Annotated in this window: 23 protein-coding genes and 1 tRNA gene; 10 read left to right on the plus strand and 14 right to left on the minus strand. The window is 58.6% G+C overall.

Annotated elements, in window-relative coordinates; genetic code table 11:
* Position 1: 1 nt before the first annotated feature.
* From BW686_RS07665 to BW686_RS07690, 6 genes are all read right to left on the minus strand, one after another.
* Positions 2-1324, minus strand: coding sequence for a lysine N(6)-hydroxylase/L-ornithine N(5)-oxygenase family protein (locus tag BW686_RS07665; protein WP_084915745.1), 1323 nt, complete (start codon positions 1322-1324; stop codon positions 2-4).
* A gap of 51 nt (positions 1325-1375) precedes the next feature.
* Positions 1376-2344 (minus strand): ABC transporter substrate-binding protein, encoded by a 969-nt coding sequence (locus tag BW686_RS07670; RefSeq protein WP_084915746.1) that lies wholly within the window; start codon positions 2342-2344, stop codon positions 1376-1378.
* Positions 2341-3480: an NAD(P)/FAD-dependent oxidoreductase gene (locus BW686_RS07675; RefSeq protein WP_084915747.1), complete on the minus strand. Its 1140-nt coding sequence runs from the start codon at positions 3478-3480 to the stop codon at positions 2341-2343. Before BW686_RS07675 ends, BW686_RS07670 begins: the two co-directional genes overlap by 4 nt.
* Positions 3481-3495: 15 nt before the next feature.
* Positions 3496-4995, minus strand: a complete 1500-nt coding sequence (locus tag BW686_RS07680) for a methionine--tRNA ligase (RefSeq protein WP_084915748.1) — start codon at positions 4993-4995, stop codon at positions 3496-3498.
* Positions 4988-5380, minus strand: a complete 393-nt coding sequence (locus tag BW686_RS07685; RefSeq protein ID WP_084915749.1) for a cupin domain-containing protein — start codon at positions 5378-5380, stop codon at positions 4988-4990. Before BW686_RS07685 ends, BW686_RS07680 begins: the two co-directional genes overlap by 8 nt.
* 344 nt (positions 5381-5724) lie before the next feature.
* The gene (locus BW686_RS07690; RefSeq protein ID WP_084915927.1) at positions 5725-6690 is read right to left on the minus strand and encodes a site-specific integrase; all 966 of its coding nucleotides are present in this window, start codon (positions 6688-6690) and stop codon (positions 5725-5727) included.
* Positions 6691-6872: 182 nt separating this feature from the next.
* On the opposite strand from BW686_RS07690, the gene BW686_RS07695 reads away from it, so the two are divergent.
* Positions 6873-7355: an antitoxin Xre-like helix-turn-helix domain-containing protein gene (locus tag BW686_RS07695; protein WP_084915750.1), complete on the plus strand. Its 483-nt coding sequence runs from the start codon at positions 6873-6875 to the stop codon at positions 7353-7355.
* Here BW686_RS07695 and acuI read toward each other — a convergent pair.
* The gene (acuI, locus tag BW686_RS07700) at positions 7352-8335 is read right to left on the minus strand and encodes an acrylyl-CoA reductase (NADPH) (protein ID WP_084915751.1); all 984 of its coding nucleotides are present in this window, start codon (positions 8333-8335) and stop codon (positions 7352-7354) included. The two genes, BW686_RS07695 and acuI, sit on opposite strands and share 4 nt — an antisense overlap.
* Before the next feature lie 46 nt (positions 8336-8381).
* Positions 8382-9017 carry an acrylate utilization transcriptional regulator AcuR gene (gene acuR / locus BW686_RS07705; RefSeq protein ID WP_084915752.1) on the minus strand — a complete coding sequence of 212 codons (636 nt, stop codon included), beginning with the start codon at positions 9015-9017 and terminating at the stop codon, positions 8382-8384.
* Between the two features lie 140 nt (positions 9018-9157).
* Here acuR and BW686_RS07710 point away from each other — a divergent pair, with 140 nt between their 5' ends.
* The 9 genes from BW686_RS07710 to BW686_RS07750 all read left to right on the plus strand — a co-directional run bounded on the left by BW686_RS07710 (position 9158) and on the right by BW686_RS07750 (position 17342).
* Positions 9158-10237 (plus strand): NAD(P)H-dependent flavin oxidoreductase, encoded by a 1080-nt coding sequence (locus BW686_RS07710; protein WP_084915753.1) that lies wholly within the window; start codon positions 9158-9160, stop codon positions 10235-10237.
* A gap of 102 nt (positions 10238-10339) precedes the next feature.
* On the plus strand, positions 10340-11107 hold the full coding sequence (gene modA, locus BW686_RS07715; RefSeq protein WP_084915754.1) for a molybdate ABC transporter substrate-binding protein: 768 nt from the start codon (positions 10340-10342) through the stop codon (positions 11105-11107).
* Positions 11108-11788 carry a molybdate ABC transporter permease subunit gene (modB, locus tag BW686_RS07720; RefSeq protein WP_084915755.1) on the plus strand — a complete coding sequence of 227 codons (681 nt, stop codon included), beginning with the start codon at positions 11108-11110 and terminating at the stop codon, positions 11786-11788.
* 3 nt (positions 11789-11791) lie between these two features.
* Positions 11792-12880 carry a molybdenum ABC transporter ATP-binding protein gene (modC, locus tag BW686_RS07725; RefSeq protein ID WP_084915756.1) on the plus strand — a complete coding sequence of 363 codons (1089 nt, stop codon included), beginning with the start codon at positions 11792-11794 and terminating at the stop codon, positions 12878-12880.
* 89 nt (positions 12881-12969) lie between these two features.
* Positions 12970-14025 carry a DNA topoisomerase IB gene (locus BW686_RS07730; protein WP_084915757.1) on the plus strand — a complete coding sequence of 352 codons (1056 nt, stop codon included), beginning with the start codon at positions 12970-12972 and terminating at the stop codon, positions 14023-14025.
* 167 nt (positions 14026-14192) lie between these two features.
* Positions 14193-14278: transfer RNA gene (locus tag BW686_RS07735), tRNA-Leu, on the plus strand.
* A gap of 531 nt (positions 14279-14809) precedes the next feature.
* Positions 14810-15610, plus strand: a complete 801-nt coding sequence (trpC, locus tag BW686_RS07740) for an indole-3-glycerol phosphate synthase TrpC (RefSeq protein ID WP_084915758.1) — start codon at positions 14810-14812, stop codon at positions 15608-15610.
* 360 nt (positions 15611-15970) lie between these two features.
* Positions 15971-16438 carry an MEKHLA domain-containing protein gene (locus tag BW686_RS07745; protein WP_179149196.1) on the plus strand — a complete coding sequence of 156 codons (468 nt, stop codon included), beginning with the start codon at positions 15971-15973 and terminating at the stop codon, positions 16436-16438.
* A gap of 97 nt (positions 16439-16535) precedes the next feature.
* A complete protein-coding gene (locus tag BW686_RS07750; protein WP_084915759.1) occupies positions 16536-17342 on the plus strand; it encodes a c-type cytochrome in 807 nt (268 codons plus the stop codon).
* A 275-nt stretch (positions 17343-17617) separates the two neighbouring features.
* Here BW686_RS07750 and BW686_RS07755 read toward each other — a convergent pair whose 3' ends face one another.
* The 6 genes from BW686_RS07755 to BW686_RS07780 form a co-directional block, all read right to left on the minus strand.
* Positions 17618-18364, minus strand: coding sequence for a lytic polysaccharide monooxygenase auxiliary activity family 9 protein (locus BW686_RS07755; protein WP_084915760.1), 747 nt, complete (start codon positions 18362-18364; stop codon positions 17618-17620).
* A gap of 144 nt (positions 18365-18508) precedes the next feature.
* On the minus strand, positions 18509-18895 hold the full coding sequence (locus tag BW686_RS07760; RefSeq protein ID WP_084915761.1) for a VOC family protein: 387 nt from the start codon (positions 18893-18895) through the stop codon (positions 18509-18511).
* 1 nt (position 18896) lies between these two features.
* The gene (locus BW686_RS07765; RefSeq protein WP_084915762.1) at positions 18897-19910 is read right to left on the minus strand and encodes an isopenicillin N synthase family dioxygenase; all 1014 of its coding nucleotides are present in this window, start codon (positions 19908-19910) and stop codon (positions 18897-18899) included.
* A 226-nt stretch (positions 19911-20136) separates the two neighbouring features.
* Positions 20137-20775, minus strand: coding sequence for a cysteine hydrolase family protein (locus BW686_RS07770; protein WP_084915763.1), 639 nt, complete (start codon positions 20773-20775; stop codon positions 20137-20139).
* A gap of 130 nt (positions 20776-20905) precedes the next feature.
* On the minus strand, positions 20906-21103 hold the full coding sequence (locus BW686_RS07775; RefSeq protein ID WP_086934802.1) for a hypothetical protein: 198 nt from the start codon (positions 21101-21103) through the stop codon (positions 20906-20908).
* A 246-nt stretch (positions 21104-21349) separates the two neighbouring features.
* Complete coding sequence (locus BW686_RS07780; RefSeq protein ID WP_256898329.1) at positions 21350-22255, minus strand: DUF6694 family lipoprotein; 906 nt, start codon at positions 22253-22255, stop codon at positions 21350-21352.
* Positions 22256-22289 lie beyond the last annotated feature (34 nt).

Consider the following 22289-nt stretch of genomic DNA (forward strand, 5'->3'; position numbering starts at 1 on the left):
GTCATGTCCACTGCGCCAGCAAGGCTGCATCAGCCAGCGGTTCGACGGCCTGCTCAAGGGCAACGGCAATTCGTTCGGCACGCAACGCCATCAGCGAAAACGACTGGCTGTCGCTGATCCCGTGACTGCGCTCCGAGAGGCCGTTGATCCAGATGCTCACCTCGCACTCGTCCTGCATCGCGACGCGGTAGTCGCGATCAATGGCCAGGCCACCCTCCAGGTCTGTCTTGAGCCAAGGCTGCAACCCGCTCAAGAGCGGTGGTATCAGGTGCTGCTGATAACCGGTGCCGAGCACCACCGCATCGACCTCCAGCACCTGAGTGCGTTGGCTGAAAGTGTCGGTCAGCACGACACGGTAGCCATCGTCGTTATGTTCGAGGGCTGTAATCACGCTGTAGCCATAGGTTTGCAGACGTTTGCGGCCCGCGATGGCGTCCTCGTAGATCAGCGAAAACAGCTTCTGGCTTTCATCCGGGTCGATGCCGGCGTAGTTGGCCGAGCGGCTGCAGTCGAGAAAGCGCTGCCGCGCTGCGGGGTCCAGGCTGTGGAAATAATCGACATGCTCCGGCGCGAAGACCCGGTTGGGGAACTGCCCCAACTGAGTCAATTTGAAACCGGCGGAGCGATGCACTGAATGCACCTCGATGGACGGGTCGCGGCCGAGCAGTTCCAGCACAGACTCACTGGCGCTCTGCCCCGACCCCAGCACCAGCCAGCGCTTGGGCAACTGCTCACCGAAGGCTTGCAACCGGGTCAGAAACTGTGACGTGTGAAACAGCGTCGGGCCGAGCAACGCCTCGAACGCCTGCGGAATACGCGGCGCACTGCCGCCGGACAGCACGACATTGCGCGTGGTGAAGCTCGCCTCCGGGGTGTAAACCCGAACCTCGTGCAGACGGCCGTTGCGGATCACCGGGTCGATCTCGGTGACCGGTGAGTTGAACAGGGTCTGGCTGTCCACCTGCCTGGAGACCCAGGCCAGGTAATCCGACCATTCATGGCGGCTGGCCGGGCGGCCCAGCAAGCCAAAATCGAACATCCGCCCCTGATCCTTGAGGTACATGGCGAATGAGAAACGGCTGCGAGGGTTGCGTGGTGTCACCAGGTCACGAAACACGTGATGGTTGATGTCAGTGCCGCTCAGCAGCAGCTCGCGGTGCCATTGAGTGTCCGGCGCAGCTTCCAGATAACGCATGGAAAGATTGCCCAGCGGCTCATTGGCTTCCCGGGCGTCTTCGACGGCGCAGGCCAGAGCGATGCCGGCTGGACCAAAGCCGATACAAATGGCGTCCGAATGCAACGAGTGAGGTATCAAGTTACCCATGAAATTCCTGTCCTTAGAGTTGGCGTGAAACGCTGTTCTTGGTGTGTCCGGTCAAGGTTGTGCGGGGGTCAGCCCTGCGGGGCCAAGCGCCCAGATACGGGTCAGCGCGCTTCGACACTCACCGCGGTCAAAGCTGACCGCGCCCAGCGGGGTGTCGAAAACGGTGCAATGCAACGCGTCCGGCAGGGGGCCGTTGCGCCTGCCGCTGGCCAGCCCGGCCAGCACGTAAAGCATCAGCAGGCTTTCGCGGAAATAGGTATGTGGCTCGCTGGCGAACAGCGCCCGATGCAGCGCGCTGGCGTGACAGCCCTGAGCGGTGCTGTCTGGCGTTCCGAAACCGATGACGAACGTATTGCGGTCCTGTTCCGGGGCGCAGCCCAGATGCGGCGAGGCCGCGTCATCGGTCAGTACCAGCGGTCGAGTGCTGCCTGCGCTTCGTCGCGCCCGCCAATGCTCGCGGCTGGCCTTGAGGCGACCGGCAAACACCTCTACCTCGGCGTGTTCATCGCCCGGTTGCAGCCCTTCGCGAGACAGCGCCTGGCTGATGGCAGCGGCCAGCGCTTGCCCGTGCGCACTGTCATCGGCCTTAACCTGCACACGCCGCCATCCCCGCGAAACCAGCCAGTTGACCAGATCGCCAGCGAGTCGCCGGTCCGAGGGGCAGCAGCGAAACACGTTGTGATGGTCCATTGTCAGGCGATCAATCGTTGCCGCAGGGGTCAGCAGCGCAATACCGGCCTGCTCATAAAGCGGCGCAGCACCGATGGCCGCATCCGAAGAAAAATGGCCCACGACGATGTCGGCCTTCCAGTCGATCATCTGCCGCGCGACGGCCGCGCCACGAATGGCGTGGGCACCGTCATCGAGAAAGCGCCACTGCACGTGCTTCAGCTCCGGCATGCCATTTCGCGCGACCGCCAGGGCCCGCATGAAAGTCCGTGCATGGGGCGTGTCTTCGGGGTCGAACAGCGCACTGACGCCGACCCGCAGAGCCGCAACAGGGGGGGTGATCGGCGTCATGGCTGCACGCTCGAGGGGGTATAATCCGGCATCAGCCGTTGCGGCGACAAGCCTGACCAGCCGGGGCCGGAGCGGTCTTTTCCGGCCAGATGACCACGCAGGTGTTCGAAAGCGATCCGGGCGATACCTGGGGCAAACTTGAACCCCAGCCCTGACAGGCCGGCAGCCAGGTACACCGGGCTTTGATCGCTGCAAAAGCCCACCAGTGGACGACCATCGGCGCTGTAGCTGTCAAAACCCGGCAGCACATCCAGAACACGGGCGTCCATGGCTGAACCACACAACCGGGTGATGCGCCGACGGGCGTCTTGCGCATGCCGCGCATCGGGCTGTGCCAGGTGCTCCGGCCATAACCCGCTGTCGCGCAGGCCGCAGCCGGTCTGCACAATCGTGCGAGTCAGCGGAATGGCATAGCTTTGGGTGACGGCATCAATGACCGGCATGGACCAGTCGCCGTCCGTCAACACCCGTGCCAGCGGGATCGAACGCGCTTCAAGTCCCGCGTGGGGCAGCAGATGCTGGCTCCAGGCGCCAGCGGCGACCACCACAGCGCGACAGCGCAGCGTCGCATCGCCCAGCTCGATGTACGCAAGATCGGGAGCGCGGCAGTCGATGGACTTGACCTCGCGGTGCTCCAGCAACAGGCCCTGCTCGCGCACCACCTGACACAACCCCGCTACCGCCTGGCGTACATTGCCGACGCAAGCGCGAGGCTCGAACAGGTTGGCCCGCGCCTCCGTCGGGCCATGCGGGTAGCGACGACCGTCGAGTTCATGATCCGGCAACAGGCGCATCGGGTAGCGCTCGCTGCCATATTGCTCGATGGCTTGGCACAGAGTGTCTATCTGATCAGTCGCGGCCCGGTAGACCACCCCGGTGCGCCGCAACGCAGTGGCGTAGGTGGTGGCAAAAATGCCGTCGTCCATCAGCCCGATGGAGTACGCCGCCAGCGCCATCAACAGCGGATCGCTGTCATACAGGCGCACCAATCCGCCGGAATAACCGCTCGCCCCCAGGCTGCCGGCCGCCCCTTTGTCGACCAGGGCGACCGACACACCGGCGCTGCACAGCTTCGCGGCAATGCTGGCGCCTGTGATCCCGGCGCCGATGACCGCTATTTCATAGTCGATGAACATGTGGGGTGCGTCCGTTCAGATGGAGTACTCGGCGGCCGAGCCGTTCATGAGCGTGGCGGTGATGCGGGCTTCGGGCAGGCCATAGGCGTCCATGAGCTGCGCCGACATCTGCGGAATCAGCGCCTTGCCGGCCACCGCGATGAACGCTGCCAGATGGCTGACCGGGCGACCTTCTGCCAGACGCCGGCGGGTGATGGCGATGACATCCAGCAACACCTCAGCGATGCCCTTCATAGAGAACTGCGCCGGGTCGGCGGCTTTCGTCCATTGCAGGCGAAAAGCTTCCAGCCACCCGGCATCCGTGCCGCAGAGGCCGCTCCACCAGCTGCCGCCTTGCTGTTTGCCCGCTTCCAGCAACGCGGGAAAGAAATCGTTGAACAGCGTGTCCCGCCATTCAAGGAAATGCGCCAGCCGGAAATCGCCTTCCGCGTCTTCGGGTGCAATGCTGGCCAGGTACAGACGTGCGCTGTCGGCGCAGGCCTGTCGCGCCAGGTCGGCGATCCAGATGGCATGGTTGCGACTGGTCGACAGGTTCAAACCGTCCAGTTTGAGAAACTGGTTGGGCACAAAGCGCTGCCGCACCTTGATGCCCCGCAACGCCGACAATTGCGCCGGGTAGACGATGGCGTGGCTGAACACACAGTCAAACCCGAGGAAATGCACCAGCGTGCCCTGCCCCGACTGCCAGTACTGGCTGAACAGCTCCGGGCGGCCAACCGAGTCGGCGTACTCGCGAAAAGCCGCCATGTAACCGGCCAGGCCCATGAACCAGGTATGCACCCGACACGAACCGTCAGTTTTCAGGTCCAGCCCGCTCTCCCCCGGACGCGTCACACCCCAGTCATGCAGATGCTCCAAGGTGTCTCGCAGCCAGCCGCTCAGCGGCTTGCGCCACGGCTGGCCCAGCAGACGATCACGCAATTGCGGTTCGAAATCAGCCAGCTTGAGAAACGCGCGGTGCGCGGTTTTCCATTGCGACGGCTGCTGACAGCGCTTGCAGTGCAGCCCGGTCATCAATTCGGCATCCGGCGCTTGAGCGCAGTTTTCGCACTGGCTGGCGTCGGATTCGGCCCCGCAATAATTGCACTGGCCCCGGGCAAACGCCTCGTAGCCCCAGACATCGCATGCCGGGCAATAAGGCTCGCTGGAATCACGAAAATCGATCGAGCCTGCCTCACGCAGCGCGCCGAACACTTCGCTGACCGCTTCGGCAAACCAGGGGTTGTTGTAGGGGCGCATCCAGTTGTCGGGCTGAATACCGATGGCCGCCAGTGACGCTTCTATACGGTCAGAGTTGCGGTTGGCAAGCGCCACCGGGTCAACACCGAGCTCCAGCCCTTTGCGCAGCATGTAGGACTGGTAGTCGTCGGAATAGGACACCAGCACGCAATCATGACCGCGCTGGCGCTGAACACGGGTGAAAACGTCTGCGGCCAGAAACGGGCCGGCGATGTGGCCGATGTGCAAGTCGCCATTGGGCGTGGGCGGCGTGATGGTGACGATGTACTTAGTCATCCAGGCACCCCGTGGTCTCGGTGTGCTGCGCAACGAAGGCGTTCACGTGGTTCATGTCCCACCAGATCACGTAAAAGTGAAAGTCCTCGGCAGAATCATTGATGACGTAATGGTGAGTGTGTTTCGGAATGGCCGCGATGTCGCCGACGTTGAAATCCATCTGTTTTTCGCCCACCACCAGACGGGCGCTGCCTTTGATGGCAATGAAGATTTCCTGATCGATCTGCGTGTGCGCTTCACTGCTGGTGCCCGGGCGAACCACGCACCAGCCGCCTGCGAACGGCATCGGGTAGCCTTCCCACGGCAGCAGGCGACTGCCCTCAAGCCCATACTCATGTACCAGGGCATCGAATGCGGTTTTACGGTGTATATCGAACTTTTCCATGCTCAGTTCCGTACGTTTCAAGTGCGGCAAAGCATGAAAGTGTTGCCCGGTGTTGGCTATCTGATCGCTGGATAGCTCAGGGCCGAGAAATCGATTTTTCGGATAGCGGACGCCGCCAGCGCCTGGCTGTCCTATCTTTTATGACGATGACGAGTATCAATAACGCTGATAATTGAATCGGGGGTGACGGTGTTACCGTTGGCGGCGATGAACGAACACGTCTCCCGGCCTTGCGAATCCGCGTCGCAAGGCCAGTGAATCACTGCTCTGCTTCATCACTCCTTTGGTTAGATCTTTAAGCCACCCCACCTTGCGTGAGGTGGCTTTTTTTTGCCCGGTGTCGGCTACAGATCAAAGCCATCCACTACGTTGCGGCGCTCGTTGTCGTTGCGCATGTCGTAACTGGCCGTGGTCGATATATGCGTGTGGTGCGCCAGTTTCTGCGCAATCGACAGGTCGTACTCTTCGATCACACGGGTAATGAACGAACGGCGGAAATCGTGAGGCATGATGTTAACGCCCACCTGCCGCCCACGCTGCTTGGCAATGAAGTAGATGGCGTGCTTGGTAATGCGGTCGCGGGTGATGTGGCTGCCGCGTCGTATCCGGTTGAACAGAAACGGGTCGTCGCCCTGCCCCGGCTGAAGGCACGAGCGGCGTAGTTCCAGCCAGTCACCCAGCGCCTTGAACGCCCACGCCGGGGCATATTTGATCAACTGCTTGTTGCCTTTGCCCATGACCCGCAGGCTGCGCTCGGCGAAATCGACCTGCGAAAGGTCCAGATTCACCGATTCTGACTTGCGCATGCCCGATCCATACAGAATCGCGATGATCGCGGCGTCACGCCGTCCCTGGGGCCTGGGGTCGGCAGCACAGGCCTCCATCAGTTCACGAATCAGCGTACGGCGGATGTTGCGACCTTTGACCAGCCGTGTGCCGCTGACCGGTTTGATCGAGCGAATTTTCAACAGCTGGTCATGGCTGATCAGGTCATGTCGCCAGGCTTCGTTCATCACCCCGCGAATGGCGTTCACATACAGCGAGGTGGTATTGGGGGCGTAATCATCTTCACGCAGTGTGGCGACCAGCGCCGTGACATGGCCCGGCTGCAATGTGTGCCAGGGAATGTCATGGATATCCACGTCGGCCATGCCCAGCCGGTCAGCGGCATCTTGCAGCACATAGGTCATGGTCAATCGGCTGGAAGGGGCAAGACGGTCGAGGTAGAGGCGCAGCGGTTTGTTGACATCCGGTAGCGATGGGCGGCTGGCGGGACGTTCAGCCTGGTCGGTGTGAGGGTCTTGCGGCATGTGGAGCAGCGCCTTTTCGGGTGCAAGTGCAAGCAGGCGGTGCCTGCACTTCTGATTCAGTTTCATGCGTCTGACTTTAGCACGCTCGCTTGGGCAATCCTCAGTAACAACCCGGCACTTGATGCAGCCTTGCTCTGGGTTAGCCTTTCGCGTGTGTTCACTCTCACAAACGAGGCCGCTCAATGTTGTCCGCTGCTACCCGATCATCAAGCCGCCGCGAGGCGGCAGCCCGTTTCTGGCTGCTTGCCCATCAGGTCAGTCAGCGCAGCGAAGCCGAAAGGTTGGCGCATATTCGGGCCGGATTTGCCCCCGACTGGGTCCGCATGGTGCGAGAGGCTCTCAACCCGGGGCCTCAGCAGATCGAAGCGCTGTTCAATGCCTCCATGTCCACGCTGGAACGTCGGCAGCGTCAGCAACGGTCACTGGACCCGGTGGCCTCTGAGCGTCTGGACCGGGTTGCGCTGATTGCGTGCCACGCCTTGCAAGTGTTCGAAACGCCCGAGCGGGCCGGCCAGTGGATGGTCTCCCTCGACCAGGCGCACGGCGGGCGCACACCGCTGCAATTATGCGAAACCGGAATGGGCGCCGCCCAGGCGCATCGGTCATTGTCCGAGCACGAGGGCGTCTCAGCGATGTGCTCAAACACGCCTGTCGAGCCGCTTTAACGCCCGGTGTCCACCACTACTCTCCCGCGGACCTGCCCTGCGATCAGTTGCGGGGCGAGGTCGATCACCTCACTCAAGCCGACTTCCCGGCTGATCAGCGGCAACAAGGACAGGTCAAGGTCGGTCGTCAGCCTGGACCAGGCTTCCAGCCGGTCAGCGCGCGGACGCGTCACGCTGTCGATCCCCGCCAGCGTGACGCCGCGCAGAATGAAAGGCGCCACCGAGCCCGGAAAGTCCATGCCTTGCGCCAGACCGCAGGCCGCGACCACACCGCGATAGCGAATCCCGGCGCATACGTTGGCCAGGGTGTGGCTGCCCACAGAGTCAATCGCTGCCGCCCATTGCTCCTTGGCCAAGGGCCGCCCCGGCTGCGACAGGGCTTCACGATCAACGATCTGCGCAGCACCCAGCCGTTGCAGGTACTCGCTTTGCGCCACACGCCCGGTGGACGCAATCACCCGATAACCAAGCCTGGCGAGAATGGCGATGGCAAAACTGCCCACGCCGCCATTGGCACCGGTGACCAGCACATCGCCGTGATCGGGCGTCACGCCGTGCTTCTCCAGCGCGATCACGCTGAGCATCGCCGTGTAGCCTGCGGTGCCTATCGCCATCGCCTGCGCCGGGGTGAAGGCCTGCGGCAACGGAATCAGCCATTCGCCCTTCAAGCGGGCCTTTTGCGCAAGGCCGCCCCAATGCCCTTCGCCTACGCCCCAGCCATTGAGCAGGACCATGTCACCGGCCTTGAACGCGTCGGTATCGCTGGCTTCAACAGTGCCCGCCAGGTCAATACCCGGCACCATCGGAAAACTGCGCACAATCGGACTTTGACCGGTGATTGCCAGCGCATCCTTATAGTTGAGCGTGCTGTGCGACACCCGCACCGTCACGTCTCCTGACGGCAATTGCGTTTCATCGATATCCGTCAGTTGGACGCGATAACCTGCCTCGTCCTTGTCGATCAAGATGCCCTTGAACATGTGTGCCTCCAGTTTAGACCGATCGTCTTTAAATGAGCCTGAAACGTCACTGCGGCAACCCGCGAAGGTAACCGGCAATGAATGTGTTCAGGGGAGTGTCGCTTTTGACCAGCCGGGCACGAAGCACAGCGCCCTCCCAGCCGATCCAGAAAAACGCCGCCAGCTCGTTGCAGTCCGCGCTCTTGGACACTTCACCGCTGACTTGCGCTTCTCGCAGGCAGCCTGCGAGTTTCGACTGCCAATCGAGCAGAATCTGCTCCAGAGTGTCGCGAAAACCGTCCGGCAACAGGCCGACCTCTTGCCCTAGATTGCCGACCATACAGCCGCGCCGGTAATCATGGCGCGCCATGCCGCCTTTGGCGCTCTGGACAAAACCCACCAGCCGCTCCAGTGGCGAACAGGATTCATCCAGCAGCCAGTGATCCAGACGTTGCGCGAAGTAACGGGCATATTCGTCCAGCACCGCCCGGCCAAAGGCCTCTTTGCTGGGAAAATAGTGGTAGAACGACCCCTTGGGAATCCCGACCTCCTTGAGGATGTAGTCCAGACCCGTTGCCGAGAAACTTTGTTCGGTCAATACCTCGAGGCCACGGCGCAGCAGCACCTTGCGGGTTTCGAGGGGGTCCCGGTCCACTTTGGGTGGACGTCCGGGGCGTCTGGTCTTGATCAGTGTCTGAGTCATGCAGGGATATTAGACCGATCGTCTTTTATGTCAACTGCCCGCCATGCCCCAGTCAAAGAGACGGCAAATGACGATTGCCAATCACGCCCGTCTCACGCTCAATGAACGCATCGTTTCACTGCCAGAGAACCGGAGCACACATGCCTCATTGGCCAGATACCCGCCTTCTTGAACTGTTCAACATCGCGCTGCCCATTGTGCAGGCGCCAATGGCCGGAGCCAGCGGCTCATCAATGGCCATCGCCGTGGCGGCGGCTGGCGGTCTGGGCTCATTGCCTTGCGCAATGTTGACCCTCGACAAAATCGACGAAGAAGTGGTGCTTTTCCGCCGACACACCGGCAGCGCTCCACTGAACCTCAACTTCTTCTGCCATCAGCCTCCTGACGTTGACCCCGAGCGGGCGGAACGCTGGAAACAGGCGCTTGAACCCTATTACAAAGAACTAGGCGTCGATTACGATGCACCTACGCCGGTCTCCAATCGCGCGCCTTTCGACAGCGACACCTGTGCCCTGGTCGAGCGCCTGAAACCCGAGGTCGTGAGCTTCCACTTCGGCCTTCCCGAACAGGCGTTACTGGACCGGGTCAAGGCCACCGGCGCAACCATCCTCTCGTCGGCCACCACGGTCGAGGAAGCCGTGTGGCTGGAGCAGCGTGGCTGCGACGCAGTGATTGCCATGGGCTATGAGGCAGGCGGCCACCGTGGGCTGTTTCTCAGCGATCAACTGCACACCCAAGTCGGCACCTTTGCGCTGGTGCCACAGATTGCTGACGCCGTGCGTGTCCCGGTCATTGCGGCGGGCGGTATTGCCGACGGTCGAGGCGTTGCAGCGGCGTTTACCCTGGGGGCTTCGGCGGTCCAGGTCGGCACGGCGTACCTGTTCTGCCCGGAATCCAGCGTCAGCCCGCTTCATCGCCAGGCGTTGCAAGACGCGACGGACAGCCAGACGGCGCTGACCAACCTGTTCAGTGGCCGTCCGGCGCGCGGTATCGTCAACCGGATCATGCGTGAAATCGGCCCGATCAGCGCCCTCGCTCCGGCCTTTCCGCTGGCAGGCGGCGCGCTGATGCCCTTGCGTGCAGCGGCCGAGAAACAGGGTAACCGCGACTTCATGAACCTCTGGGCTGGACAGGCGGTCGGCATCAAACACCGGCTTGGCGCAGGCGAACTGACCCGGCAACTGGCCGAAAACGCGCTGAACATTCTTTCTTCACGATGAAACAGTGCTTTCAGAACCAAGGGGCGTCGCTATATATTTAGCTATATAGCGAAACGTCTCTGCGTCAGCGACGTCTGTTCTACCGTCAAGGAACCTGTTTTCATGCAAAAGACCACGCTGCACGCCCTGCTCAAGCTGGCGACTCTGACGATTGCCCTTCCTGCTGCCGCCTCCGCATTTGCCGACGACGTGCAGGTGGCCGTTGCGGCCAATTTCACGGCGCCTATCCAGGCAATCGCCACTGCCTTCGAGAAAGACACCGGGCACACGCTGGTCGTCTCCTCTGGTGCTACAGGCCAGATCTACGCACAGATCAAGAACGGCGCGCCGTTCGAGGTGTTCCTGTCGGCTGACGACATCACCCCGGCGAAACTTGAACAGGAAGGCGACACCGTCAAAGGCTCGCGCTTCACTTACGCCATCGGAACGCTGGCCCTGTGGTCGGCCAAAGAAGGCTACGTCGACAATACAGGCGAGGTGCTCAAGGCCAATCAGTTTCAGCACCTCGCCATTGCCAACCCCAAGACCGCACCTTACGGCGTTGCAGCCACTCAGGTGCTGAGCAAGCTGGGGTTGGCTGACGCGACCAAGGCAAAGATTGTCGAAGGCCAGAGCATCACTCAGGCTTATCAATTTGTTTCCACCGGCAATGCGGAATTGGGCTTTGTGGCCCTGTCGCAGATCTACAAGGACGGCAAGCTGACCAGCGGCTCGGCGTGGATCGTGCCGGATTCGCTGCATGATCCGATCAAGCAAGACGCTGTGATGCTCACCAAAGGCAGGGACAACGCCGCTGCCAAGGCTCTGGTCGACTACCTGAAAGGTCCGAAAGCCGCTGCGATCATCAAGTCGTTCGGGTACCAGCTGTAAATGCCGCTGGGGAGTGCCGACATCGCGGCGATCTGGCTGACGCTCAAGCTGGCGTCGCTGACCACTGTCATCCTGCTGATCATCGGCACGCCCATCGCGCTGTGGCTCGCGCGTACCGATTCATGGCTCAAAGGACCCATCGGCGCGGTGGTCGCGCTGCCGCTGGTGTTGCCGCCCACGGTCATCGGTTTCTATCTGTTGTTGCTGCTCGGGCCCAATGGCGCGGTGGGCCAACTGACCCAAAGCCTTGGCCTGGGGACATTGACGTTCAGCTTTGCCGGGCTGGTGATCGGCTCGGTGCTGTACTCGATGCCTTTTGTCGTGCAGCCGTTGCAGAACGCGTTCGCGGCGATTGGCACCCGCCCCCTCGAGGTGGCGGCCACCTTGCGTGCCGGCCCGTGGGACACCTTCTTCCATGTGATCCTGCCACTGGCCAAACCGGGCTTCATCACTGCATCGATTCTGGGCTTTGCCCACACGGTCGGCGAGTTCGGCGTGGTGTTGATGATCGGCGGTAACATTCCCGAAAAGACCCGGGTGGTGTCGGTGCAGATCTTCGATCACGTCGAGTCAATGGAATACCTGCAAGCGCACTGGCTGGCCGGCGCGATGCTGGTGTTTTCCTTTCTGGTCCTGCTGGCGCTCTATTCAAGCGGCCGATCCAGAACGGGATGGAGCTGAGTCATGGTGTCGCCCATTGAAGTACGCCTGGAAATGGCCTACCCCGATTTCGCCGTCAGTACCGACCTGACACTGCCCGGTTCGGGTATTACCGCGCTGTTCGGGCCGTCGGGCTCGGGCAAGACCACCTGCCTGCGCTGCATCGCCGGCCTGGAGAAGGCCGCAACAGGGTTCATCCGCGTCCACGACGAAACCTGGCAGGACAGCGAAAAAGGAATATTCCTGCCCCCCTGCAAACGCGCCATTGGCTATGTGTTCCAGGAAGCCAGCCTGTTTGCGCACCTGTCGGTCCGCGACAATCTAGAGTTCGGGCTGAAACGCATCCCGCGCCAGCAGCGCCGCATCGGGTTGCCGCAAGCGGCTGAATTGCTCGGTATCGATCATCTGCTGGAACGGCGTCCAGACACGCTGTCAGGCGGTGAACGTCAACGGGTGGGCATCGCAAGGGCCTTGCTGACCAGCCCCCGTCTCATGCTGCTTGATGAGCCGCTGGCGGCGCTGGATGCCAAACGTAAAAGCGAAATCCTGCCCTATCTGGAGCGTCTGCACCGAGAACTGGACATTCCCATGCTGTACGTCAGCCATGCCCAGGACGAAGTCGCGCGCCTGGCTGACCATCTGGTGCTGCTTGAAGCCGGCAAGGTGCTGGCCAGCGGCCCGATCCACGAAACACTGGCGCGTCTGGATCTTCCGCTGGCGATGGGTAATGACGCGGGGGTGGTCATCGAGGGAACAGTGATCGCCTACGACCCACATTATCAATTGCTCACCCTGACGCTGCCCGGCAGCGAACTTCGCATGCGCGTCGCACACGCCGAGGTGACCATCGGCACGTCACTGCGCATCAAGGTGCAAGCCCGCGACGTCAGCCTGAACCTGCAACCTGACGATCACAGCAGCATTCTCAATCGGCTGCCGGTCGTGGTGACAGAAGAAATGCTCGCCGACAACTCAGCGCATGTGCTGGTGAAGCTGGACGCTGGCGGTACACCCTTGCTGGCGCGCATCACCCGCTACTCGCGGGACCAACTGAGCCTGCACTGTGGCCAAGCCCTTTGGGCACAGATCAAGGCGGTTGCGGTACTGGCCTAGGGCTTCAAAAAAATTCACCCGCCATAAAATAGACGGCACCACCGCCAATGGCCGAGGTCAGTGTTTTTAACTGCCTCTGGAAATTAGCCATGCCTGACTCGACTGCCATCAGCCAGCCTGCCAGTGACCTGCATTACGTAGACGACACTCAGCCGGGCCTCACGCGCAAAATACTGCGCGGCAAATTTGCCTACTTCGACACCCAGGGCCAACGCATCAAGGACGAGTCGGAGGTCAAGCGCATCAACGCCTTGGCGGTTCCGCCCGCCTACACCGATGTGTGGATCTGCGCCGACCCGCTGGGCCACCTGCAGGCCACCGGCCGTGATGCACGCGGGCGCAAACAGTATCGCTATCACCCACGCTGGCGGGAGATTCGGGATCAGGACAAGTACTCGCGTCTGATCGAGTTTGGTCACGCGTTGCCAAAGGTTCGCAAACAGATCGAAGCGCAGCTCGCGCAGCCTGGCATGGGCCGCGAAAAGGTCATGGCGACGGTGATCTCTTTGCTCGATGCGACACTGATCCGTATCGGCAACAGCCAGTACGCCAAGGAAAACCGCTCTTATGGCCTGACCACCTTGCGCAACAAACACGTGGAGGTCAAAGGCGGCCAGATTCAGTTCGAGTTCCGGGGCAAAAGCGGCGTCGAACACAAGGTCAGCGTCAAAGACCGCAAGTTGGCGGCCGTGATCAAGCGCTGCATGGAGCTGCCGGGGCAAAACCTGTTTCAGTACCTGGACGAAGACGGCGTACGCCACGCCGTGACCTCTTCCGACATCAACGCCTACCTGCAAAACCTGACCGGTTCCGATTTCACCGCCAAAGACTATCGGACCTGGGCCGCCAGCGCGCTGGCTCTGGCCACCTTGCAAAAACTGCATTGGGAGCCGGAAGCAGACGCCAAGCGGCACATTGTCGACATGGTCAAAGCGGTCTCCAAACAACTCGGCAATACCCCGGCCATCTGCCGCAAATGCTATATCCACCCTGCCGTCCTGGAAGGCTTCCTGCTCGGCAACCTGGCCAAACTCCCCCGCTCACGACAACGAAAGGGCCTGAGGCTTGAAGAGGTCGCGCTGGCCAGCTATTTGCGAATCCTGGCGGATAAAGTCGAAACCGCAGTAAAAGAAAGCAAAGCCTGACCGGCGCAGGCGCAACAATTCAGCCTTTGCGTCAGGCATTTTTTGTAGCCTCATGATTTGCCAAGCATTTCTGACAGACGGGAAAGCGGCACCTCATGGCATTTGAGGTGCTTTCAAGCTTGCTTCATGGGGGCCGGGTGTATATATTCCCTGCTCTTGGCGCTACCGCCCCGATGGCGAAATTGGTAGACGCAAGGGACTTAAAATCCCTCGTCCTTTGGACGTGCCGGTTCGACCCCGGCTCGGGGCACCACATATGTATCGAGGGCTTACAGGGCAATCTGCTCAGTAAGCCCTTTTTGTTGGGGCGCCCAAAACAGTCGTGGTGCGCAATGCTTGTTCTAATCGCCTGCGGCATCCAGCCGACGTCCCCTCCAAAAACCCAAATACTGTTGTCGACCACGTAAGCACAGCCGCTGATTTCAGGCTGGTAAAGGTGGGGACGACTGGCTGTTTTTCCAGCACGTTCCTGTGGAACCCACCTGCTCTTGTCGACCACACAGGTCATCATGCTATCGCCCAAGGGCTGAAAAAACATGAGAACAAACGCGGATCGATGAGCGGTCGCGAGGGCGTATTACAAGTGGCTTAAAGACCGTGCCAACGAGCATAACATAATCATTCGACGTTAACGTTAGAGGTTGATTAATTATGTTTAATCATACTCTGCCACCCAGTGATTACACTCTTGGCCTGACCCGTGACACGCCAAGCGCGAACACGCTTGCGTAAACACCATATAAGCCTGACGCGACAGACTCCCCCTGAAACATGAGGAACTGCAATGAGTGATATTCTGAATAAAATAAAACATTATAAACTTCAAGAAATCGAAACAGCAAAAGCAACGGTGCCGTTGAACACCATTAAGCAACGCGCCCTGGAGCAGCTCAGTCCTCGAGGCTTTTATAAAGCTCTGAAAGCGAAAGAACAGCAGGGTTTAATAGGATTAATTGCAGAAATAAAAAAAGCCAGTCCATCAAAAGGTCTGATTCGTGAAGACTTCAACCCCCCTGCGCTGGCTCAAGCCTATGAAACAGGTGGCGCCGCCTGTTTATCCGTTCTGACAGACACTCCAAGCTTTCAGGGATCCCCGCAGTTTCTCATTGACGCGCGAAACGCGTGCTCTCTTCCTGCGCTGCGAAAAGACTTCATGTTCGACACTTATCAGGTGTACGAAGCACGTGCCTGGGGCGCAGATTGCATACTGCTGATCATGGCCTCATTGACTGACGACAACGCTGCGGAGCTTGAAAATGAGGCCATGGCGCTTGGGATGGACGTCCTGGTAGAAGTGCATGATGAACGTGAAATGGAGCGTGCGCTTAAATTGTCTTCTCCGCTGATCGGCGTTAATAATCGCAACCTGCATACCTTCGAGGTCGACCTCGGCGTGAGCGAGCGTTTGGCATCGATGGTGCCCGCCGGCAAACTTCTGGTCGGTGAAAGTGGGATCGCTAACCATAATGATTGCCTTCGACTTAAAAATGCCGGCATCACCACCTTTCTGGTCGGCGAAAGCCTGATGCGCCAAGAGAATGTTGTGGCAGCGACAAAAACATTGCTCACAGGTCGTGCCGACTGAACAACCCGTAAACCTCTGTTCAGAGGGGCGGCCCTGCGCCCCTCTGACGCGTGATGAAACACACGATTCTTGTTTATATGAGGACTGTTACCTTTAACGGGATGGCGTCGTAAGTACGTCGCAGACTCTATCTGCCAAAGAACTTACCTCGCCTTGCCGACGGTTCGTACAACGTCTGGAGGGCCGCGGAGCCGTGCGCTCAAGCTCAGCCCTTTTTCGCAAACCCGCGGGCTGAATATCGTGTGTTGTTGGACAACCCGACGGGAACTGAATAACCATTTATCGCCACTCAGCCACGCTTGATAGGCGTTATAAAACACGGATCAGGGAAGACTTCCAACTGACGATGTGAGGCAATGTATGTACCTTCAAGAACATTTCATACAGGTGCTCGATGAAAGTTACCGACATTGGACCGGCCACGGACTATCGTCCCCTCAACACCTGGACCCGCAACAACGCCTGACCTGGTTACACACCCACGCGCCCTACAGCCTGTTGGCCCACGACGGCGCCGCAGACCCGCGTTTTACCTACGCGAACGAATGCGCACTGCAATGCTTCAAGTACCCGCGCGACAGTTTTATCGGCATGCCCTCACGTTTAAGCGCCTCGGAGCTTGATCGCGCTGCGCGCCAGATTTTACTGGAGCACGTCACCGCCAATGGCATCGCCGAGGGCTACAGCGGCTGGCGCGTGGATGCGAATAATCAGCCGTTCATGATCTACGCCGGCGTGGTGTGGACCTTATTGGACCCGCACGGGCAGGCGTGCGGGCAGGCCGCGTTGTTCTGGCCGGATGAGCAGCGCATCGGCGTGCTGGATTAGGGCATGCGTACTCATGTGCATTCTTGCTTGAATCCTTTTGTGGCCTCCGCGTGGCGGTGCCAGACTTTTCGCTGCTCACGATAGGGAGCAATATCCAGTGAAAGCGCTTATTTTGGTCGGGGCTTTGTTGCTGAGTCTGCCGTTGTCCGCTGCTCAACTGGAGTTGCAGTTGGACCGTAACAACCGCACCTGGCAAACAGAAGAATTACTTACCCACCCTCAACGGCAAGTCATTACTGTTAAAAATGATGTGGCCTACAAGAAGGACATGGTCTACAGCGCCGTGCCCTTGGCTGCGCTGCTGACAGGTATCAAGCCCGGCGATCACCTGCAGGCAGTCGCTCTGGACGGGTTTGCCGCAGAGTTGGCCGCCGCGCCGTTGCTCAACGATAAGGGTGCGCGAGCGTGGCTGGCGATTGAAGACCCTGCCCATCCGTGGCCGCCTCTGTCTGCCGGCAAACCCGGTGCAGGGCCTTTCTATCTGGTATGGACGGACCCTCAGGCTGGAAATATCAGCCCGGAGCAATGGCCGTTTGAAGTGGCCAGCATTAAACGTATGGCTTCGGTTTCCGAGCGCTTCCCCGCCCTGCTGCCGGACCCGGCGCCCAAGAGTGATGATCCGGTCAATCAGGGGTTTGCGCTGTTTCAGAAAAACTGTCTGGCGTGTCATCGCTTGAACGGTGCAGGCGATGCGCAGTTCGGGCCGGACCTGAATATTCCCTATAGCCCGACCGAGTATTTGGGAATGGACTTCCTCAAGCGCTACATTCGCAACCCTCAGGACTTACGCCAGTGGCCGCAAGCGAAAATGCCGGCGTTTTCGGAAACGGTATTGCCGGATGCAGACTTGGAGAAGTTAATGGCCTATTTGCACCATATGGCTGGACGCAAGACAACGCCTTGACCTCTTCAATCATGCTGGACGTGACAGTACAGGCTGATGTCATTGTCATGCACGCTATAACCTATCCCTGATAGAGCTGGACGTGCCGCTGCGGCACCGGCTTGAGGCATCGCATATGTATCAAGGGCTTACGGGGCAATCTGCTCAGCAAGCCCTTTTTGGTCCGCAAAAACAGTTCCGATCCGCAACGCCTAAACTCCTATCTAGACGCCCTGCCGTGCCCTGCGCAAGATTGAAGACGGGCCTCAGAGATCTTAGCTGTCATCCTGAGACCCTCACTGATCAAAGTCGACATCAATCACTTGGTAGAACGCTTTGCTGGTCTCGGCCACAATCCAGAGAACGAGAAGTACATGATGTCCGTGCTTGTCATCGGGCAATGTAATAGACATTGTTGTGACCGGCGCAAGCTCTTCTCGATGCTCGCTGAAAGGACTCAATGTAGATATCTGACTCCACAGCAGCCCATCGTTAGAGTGTTCTGTAAAGTGGTTATCGTCTTTGACGTAATTCTTGCCCTTGAAATCATCGCGTGTGATTCGATGGTTTTCATTCCAATTATCTTTGGTAATAAAGCAGCGGTAGCCACGCGTAACATGATCCGCAGAATAACCCCAATTCACTGCAATCTCTTTTTCGCCTTTCACATTAATACGAGGCCAGCCTTGAACTGTTGTATTTTCGTCTTTTTCCTTTAATTTTTGAACCAGCTCAGCGTCGGTAAAGTTTAAGCAAATACGCGCATCGCTCATGCCGCCGCTCAAGATAAGTCCATCGGGGGGAGGCGCTTCACTTTTGTAATCACTTTCAGGAAAGTCGTGGGCGGGACCACCCATAATATCGGGAAAATTTTTGTCTCCCTCACACGCGTCACGGTGCCAGTCCAGCATCATGTTCACATTCACGGCATACTGCGCACGAGACAAAGGGGATTTCACCCACCCGTGTTTGCCTTCCCCGGGGGAAGTTTTTTTGTCGTTAGATTTACTCATTTCCATGCCCTCAGTTGTTGAATCAGGCATTCCTTGCCTGTCACACAATTGAAGACCTGCTTTCACGCGTCTGATAGCTAGCAGACCAACCAGTAGACGTTGACGCAGAACTCTGAAGTGATGCCTCTCTGAGACCAGGTTCTGCTCCGGACTGCTTTTCAGAGCATCATCACGTCAAAGCATGTAATTGATCCGAAACACATTTCCCTCCGGGTCCAGCATAACCGCCTGGTACCAATTGTAATACGTCAGATACGGCGCCTTGACCGCCCTCGCCCCCAGTGCCACTGCCAACGGTACCAGCCTGTCCACCTCGGATTGCTCCTCGACATCAATAGTGAGCAAAAACCGACACCCGCTGCTACCGATAAACTCATCCAGACCCAGCAATGCGTACGCATCCAGCGCGTTGAAGCCTATACAGGATTTGCCCGTGTCCAGCCCACGAAAGATCGGCGACCTGATTGCCTCTATTTCGCTGAAACCGAACAGCTCCGAATAGAAACGACTCAGGCCGACGATGTCCTGAGCAAACACGTTGACGTAGGACAGTGTGTTCATATCAGGCCACCTTGCTGCCGCCGAAAGTCGTCTGTTTGACGAACTTGGCCAGTAAGTGGTCGCCCGACGTGACCGGCGCGTGACGCGGCGTTGTGCCTGGCAGCAGGCAACCTGGCAGGCATTCGATCAGCGCGTCGTAGTTAGGCTGGTGAAAAAACACCAATGACTGACGCCGGTTATCCTGCTCGCTGGTCATCGGCGGGTTGACCACGCGGTGCAACGTGGAAATCCACTGGTCGTTGGTCCACTGCATCATCAGGTCGCCTATATTGACCACGAAACCGTTCTCGACATAGGGCACATCGACCCATGCGCCTTGCTGATTGCGGACCTGCAAGCCACCCAATGCATTGTCAGGACGCACGATGGTCAGGCTGCCGTAGTCGGTATGCGCACTGGCCCGCAATTGCCCCACTTCGACCTCGGTCTTGATGTCCGGATAACTGAGGCTGCGAAACATGCTGATATGGCGATCAATCTTGTCATCGAAAAAGCGCTCGTCCAGTTCCAGCGCCACTGCAAACAGGCGCATCAACGATTGAGCCAACTGGCTCATCGCGTCGAAGTATTCCTGATAAGCCTGCTGAAACCCCGGCACCCGCTCTTTAGCAGGCCAGACGTTGGGGGCGAAGTGCGGGCCAGCCTGGGCGTTATGGTAATAGTCTTCATTCGGCACATCGCTCGGCCCGATGGAAAACGACTCCTTGAGATCACCAGGCGCACTTTCCTCCAGCGAATACGACAGACTTTCCTCGGCCACTGCACTGTAACCACGCACCATGTCCGGACTGGGACGGTCGACCTTGCGCTTCTCAGAAAGCGGCAGATCGAAAAACTGCCGGGTCACACGTGAGACCCGCTCAATCAGTTCGGTGGGAATCCGGTGTTCGGTAATGACCAGAAATCCGATGTCCTTACACGCCTGGTTGACCGCCTGCGCCACGGCGGCCTTGCCGCCAGGTTCTCCTGAAAAATAAGGGGCCAGGTTGATAATGGGCACATATTGCAGAGTCATACGGCTGATTCCTCTCGCAGACACGACGCGGAAAAGTTTCACCGCCAAGGGTGAAGGTCAGCGGGGCAAGAGCAGAAACTGTGCCACCCGATGAATCCGTTCGATATACAAAGAGTTAGCCAAATCACACCACGCAATCAGATCAAACAGTCTGAAACAGAGCGCATGGTTTGAATGCGCAAACACCGGAAACGGGCCATAACTGCGCACGGTCGAGCAGCGGCCGCTATGCGTTTTCGATACGCCGGATGACGTCTGCCGTGGTAGCCACTTCACCAAATTCGTAGGCAATCGTTGTCATCGATATACGCTGCACGTCTTCGGCCGAAACAGCGCCAAACCCCACATCCGGATAATCCATCGCTGCGTTTGCGTCACTCAGCGCAATGACCTTGTATTCACGATGCACACCGTCTCTGATCGTGGTTTCGCAGCAGACATTGGTCACCGTGCCGCAAACAACAAGGGTGTCGACATCGCGCGCACGTAATACCGTGTCCAGGTCAGTGTTGTGAAAACCGCTGTAAAACAACTTGTCGACGATGACATCGCCCGCCTCGGGCGCCAGTGCTTCGATGATGTCAACGTCCGGGTCGTGGCGCGCAAGGATCTGGTCAACATTCGGATACAGGTCACGCATGCGCCCGGTATCCGAGCCATCGCCGCGCACTGTGTGGCGCAGATAGACCACCGCCACCTGAGCAGCACGGGCTACGCCAAGCAGCGCCTGGATGGGCTGGACAATGTCAGCCGTGCTTTTCACGTACAACGCACCATGCGGCTCGCAGAAGACCTTTTGCATGTCCACAACGATGACGGCGGTTCTGTGCGGGTTGATCGGCCATTGGACAAGGGGTTTGCTCATTGAAATATCCTCGGTCAAGCCTGACGATACAGGCGGGCTTGCCAAGCAATAATCGTGCTGTAGCGATGCCGTCCTTATCCTGAAGCGCAAGACCGATGGTCTGGCCGGACATGAGCGCTGTGCATTTCGGTCACCAGCGCTTCGAGAAATAAAACATGACCGAACCTGACCCCACAGCCACAACCCCTTTGAATACGGGATAGCCCGGCCCGCCGCAGGCTGCATAGACATAAAGACTCTCGGCCAGGAAGAGCCCCGCCACGCTCAGCAAAAAAATGGATAACCCGCGCTGAAGCTTGAATCGCCGCGCTTCTCGTTCAGACAGCATGGCTGCCTCCATTCATGAGGCTCCGTAGAATGCGGAACCTGCTTTTCTTTCAGAACTGATTTTAACCCTCTCCGGCGTCTTGCCGACGAACACCACTCCCTAACCCGAGGAGCTCGACAACTCTACAGCCCTGTAAATGATCCTATTCGGGCCACTCGTTCCAGCGTAAGCGCACCCAGTGACTGGCTCATTCATTTTCTTCAGACAGAAAAAAACCGCCGCAGCGGTTTTTCTTAATGAGTGGATTCAGCCTCCGGCATATTTACTTTTGAGTTCCTGCAATCTTTTCTGCTCACGCTCAGTTAACCCCGTAGCGTCGTACAAAGGAGCATTATCCGGGCTGTCGACCCTAAGAACCTCAACTGTAAAAACAGCGTCGTTAGTAGCCCTTATCTTGGCCCAATCGCTATACACGGTAGGCGCCATCACCCAAATCGCAGTTTCCCCAGACTCCAACCCGCCGCTAATCGCGTAGTTAAAGTCACCGACGTACCAAGGGACAGACCTACCGGGCGACGCAACCGTGCCTCTGAAATAAGCATGCGAAATAGCCTTGCCGGTGTCATTTTTGACCATCAACTCTATGATCGGCTTGGGCGTGGTGGAGTACTTCTCTTCACGCAGGTAGAAGATAGATTTCACCACTGTAAACTTTGAAAGCTGAGCCTTGGCTGCCTCCGAATTTTTCTGCTTCTCTGTCAGATCGTTTATTTCCAAATTCGCTTGCGTCCGCTCCCGCGCCTGGCGCTCTTCGACTATACGTTTTGCTTCCGCAGCAACATCGTCAGCCGTTTTTCCGTCCAGCACGGAAAGCATGTTCATTTTTGCTGTAGTACCGTTACTTTCGCCTTTCAGAACGCGCCCCATGTCCAACTGGCTTAAGGCAACTAATTGCACATTGCTTTTAAATTGCTCCTTTTTTTCGCCTGAAAGACTATCCGACACTTTAGTAATGGACTTTTGAAGCGCTTCATCTGAGCTTGCATCTAGCTTAGGCTGCCCGCAACCGGATAGAGCCAACGCTGAAATAAGCAATACCGCTGTCCTGCGCATAAATGATCCCTCGTGGTCGGTGAAGCGCAGGATATCAGTTCGCCACATCTCGACAAAGCCTATGTTCATCGTTCCATAGTCTGCTTTTGGAGAGGACATCGTCTTTACCTTCAAAGATGAGAAAGTGTCGGAA

Source organism: Pseudomonas syringae (genome assembly GCF_002157375.1).
GTDB classification, from domain to species: Bacteria; Pseudomonadota; Gammaproteobacteria; order Pseudomonadales; family Pseudomonadaceae; genus Aquipseudomonas; species Aquipseudomonas syringae_T.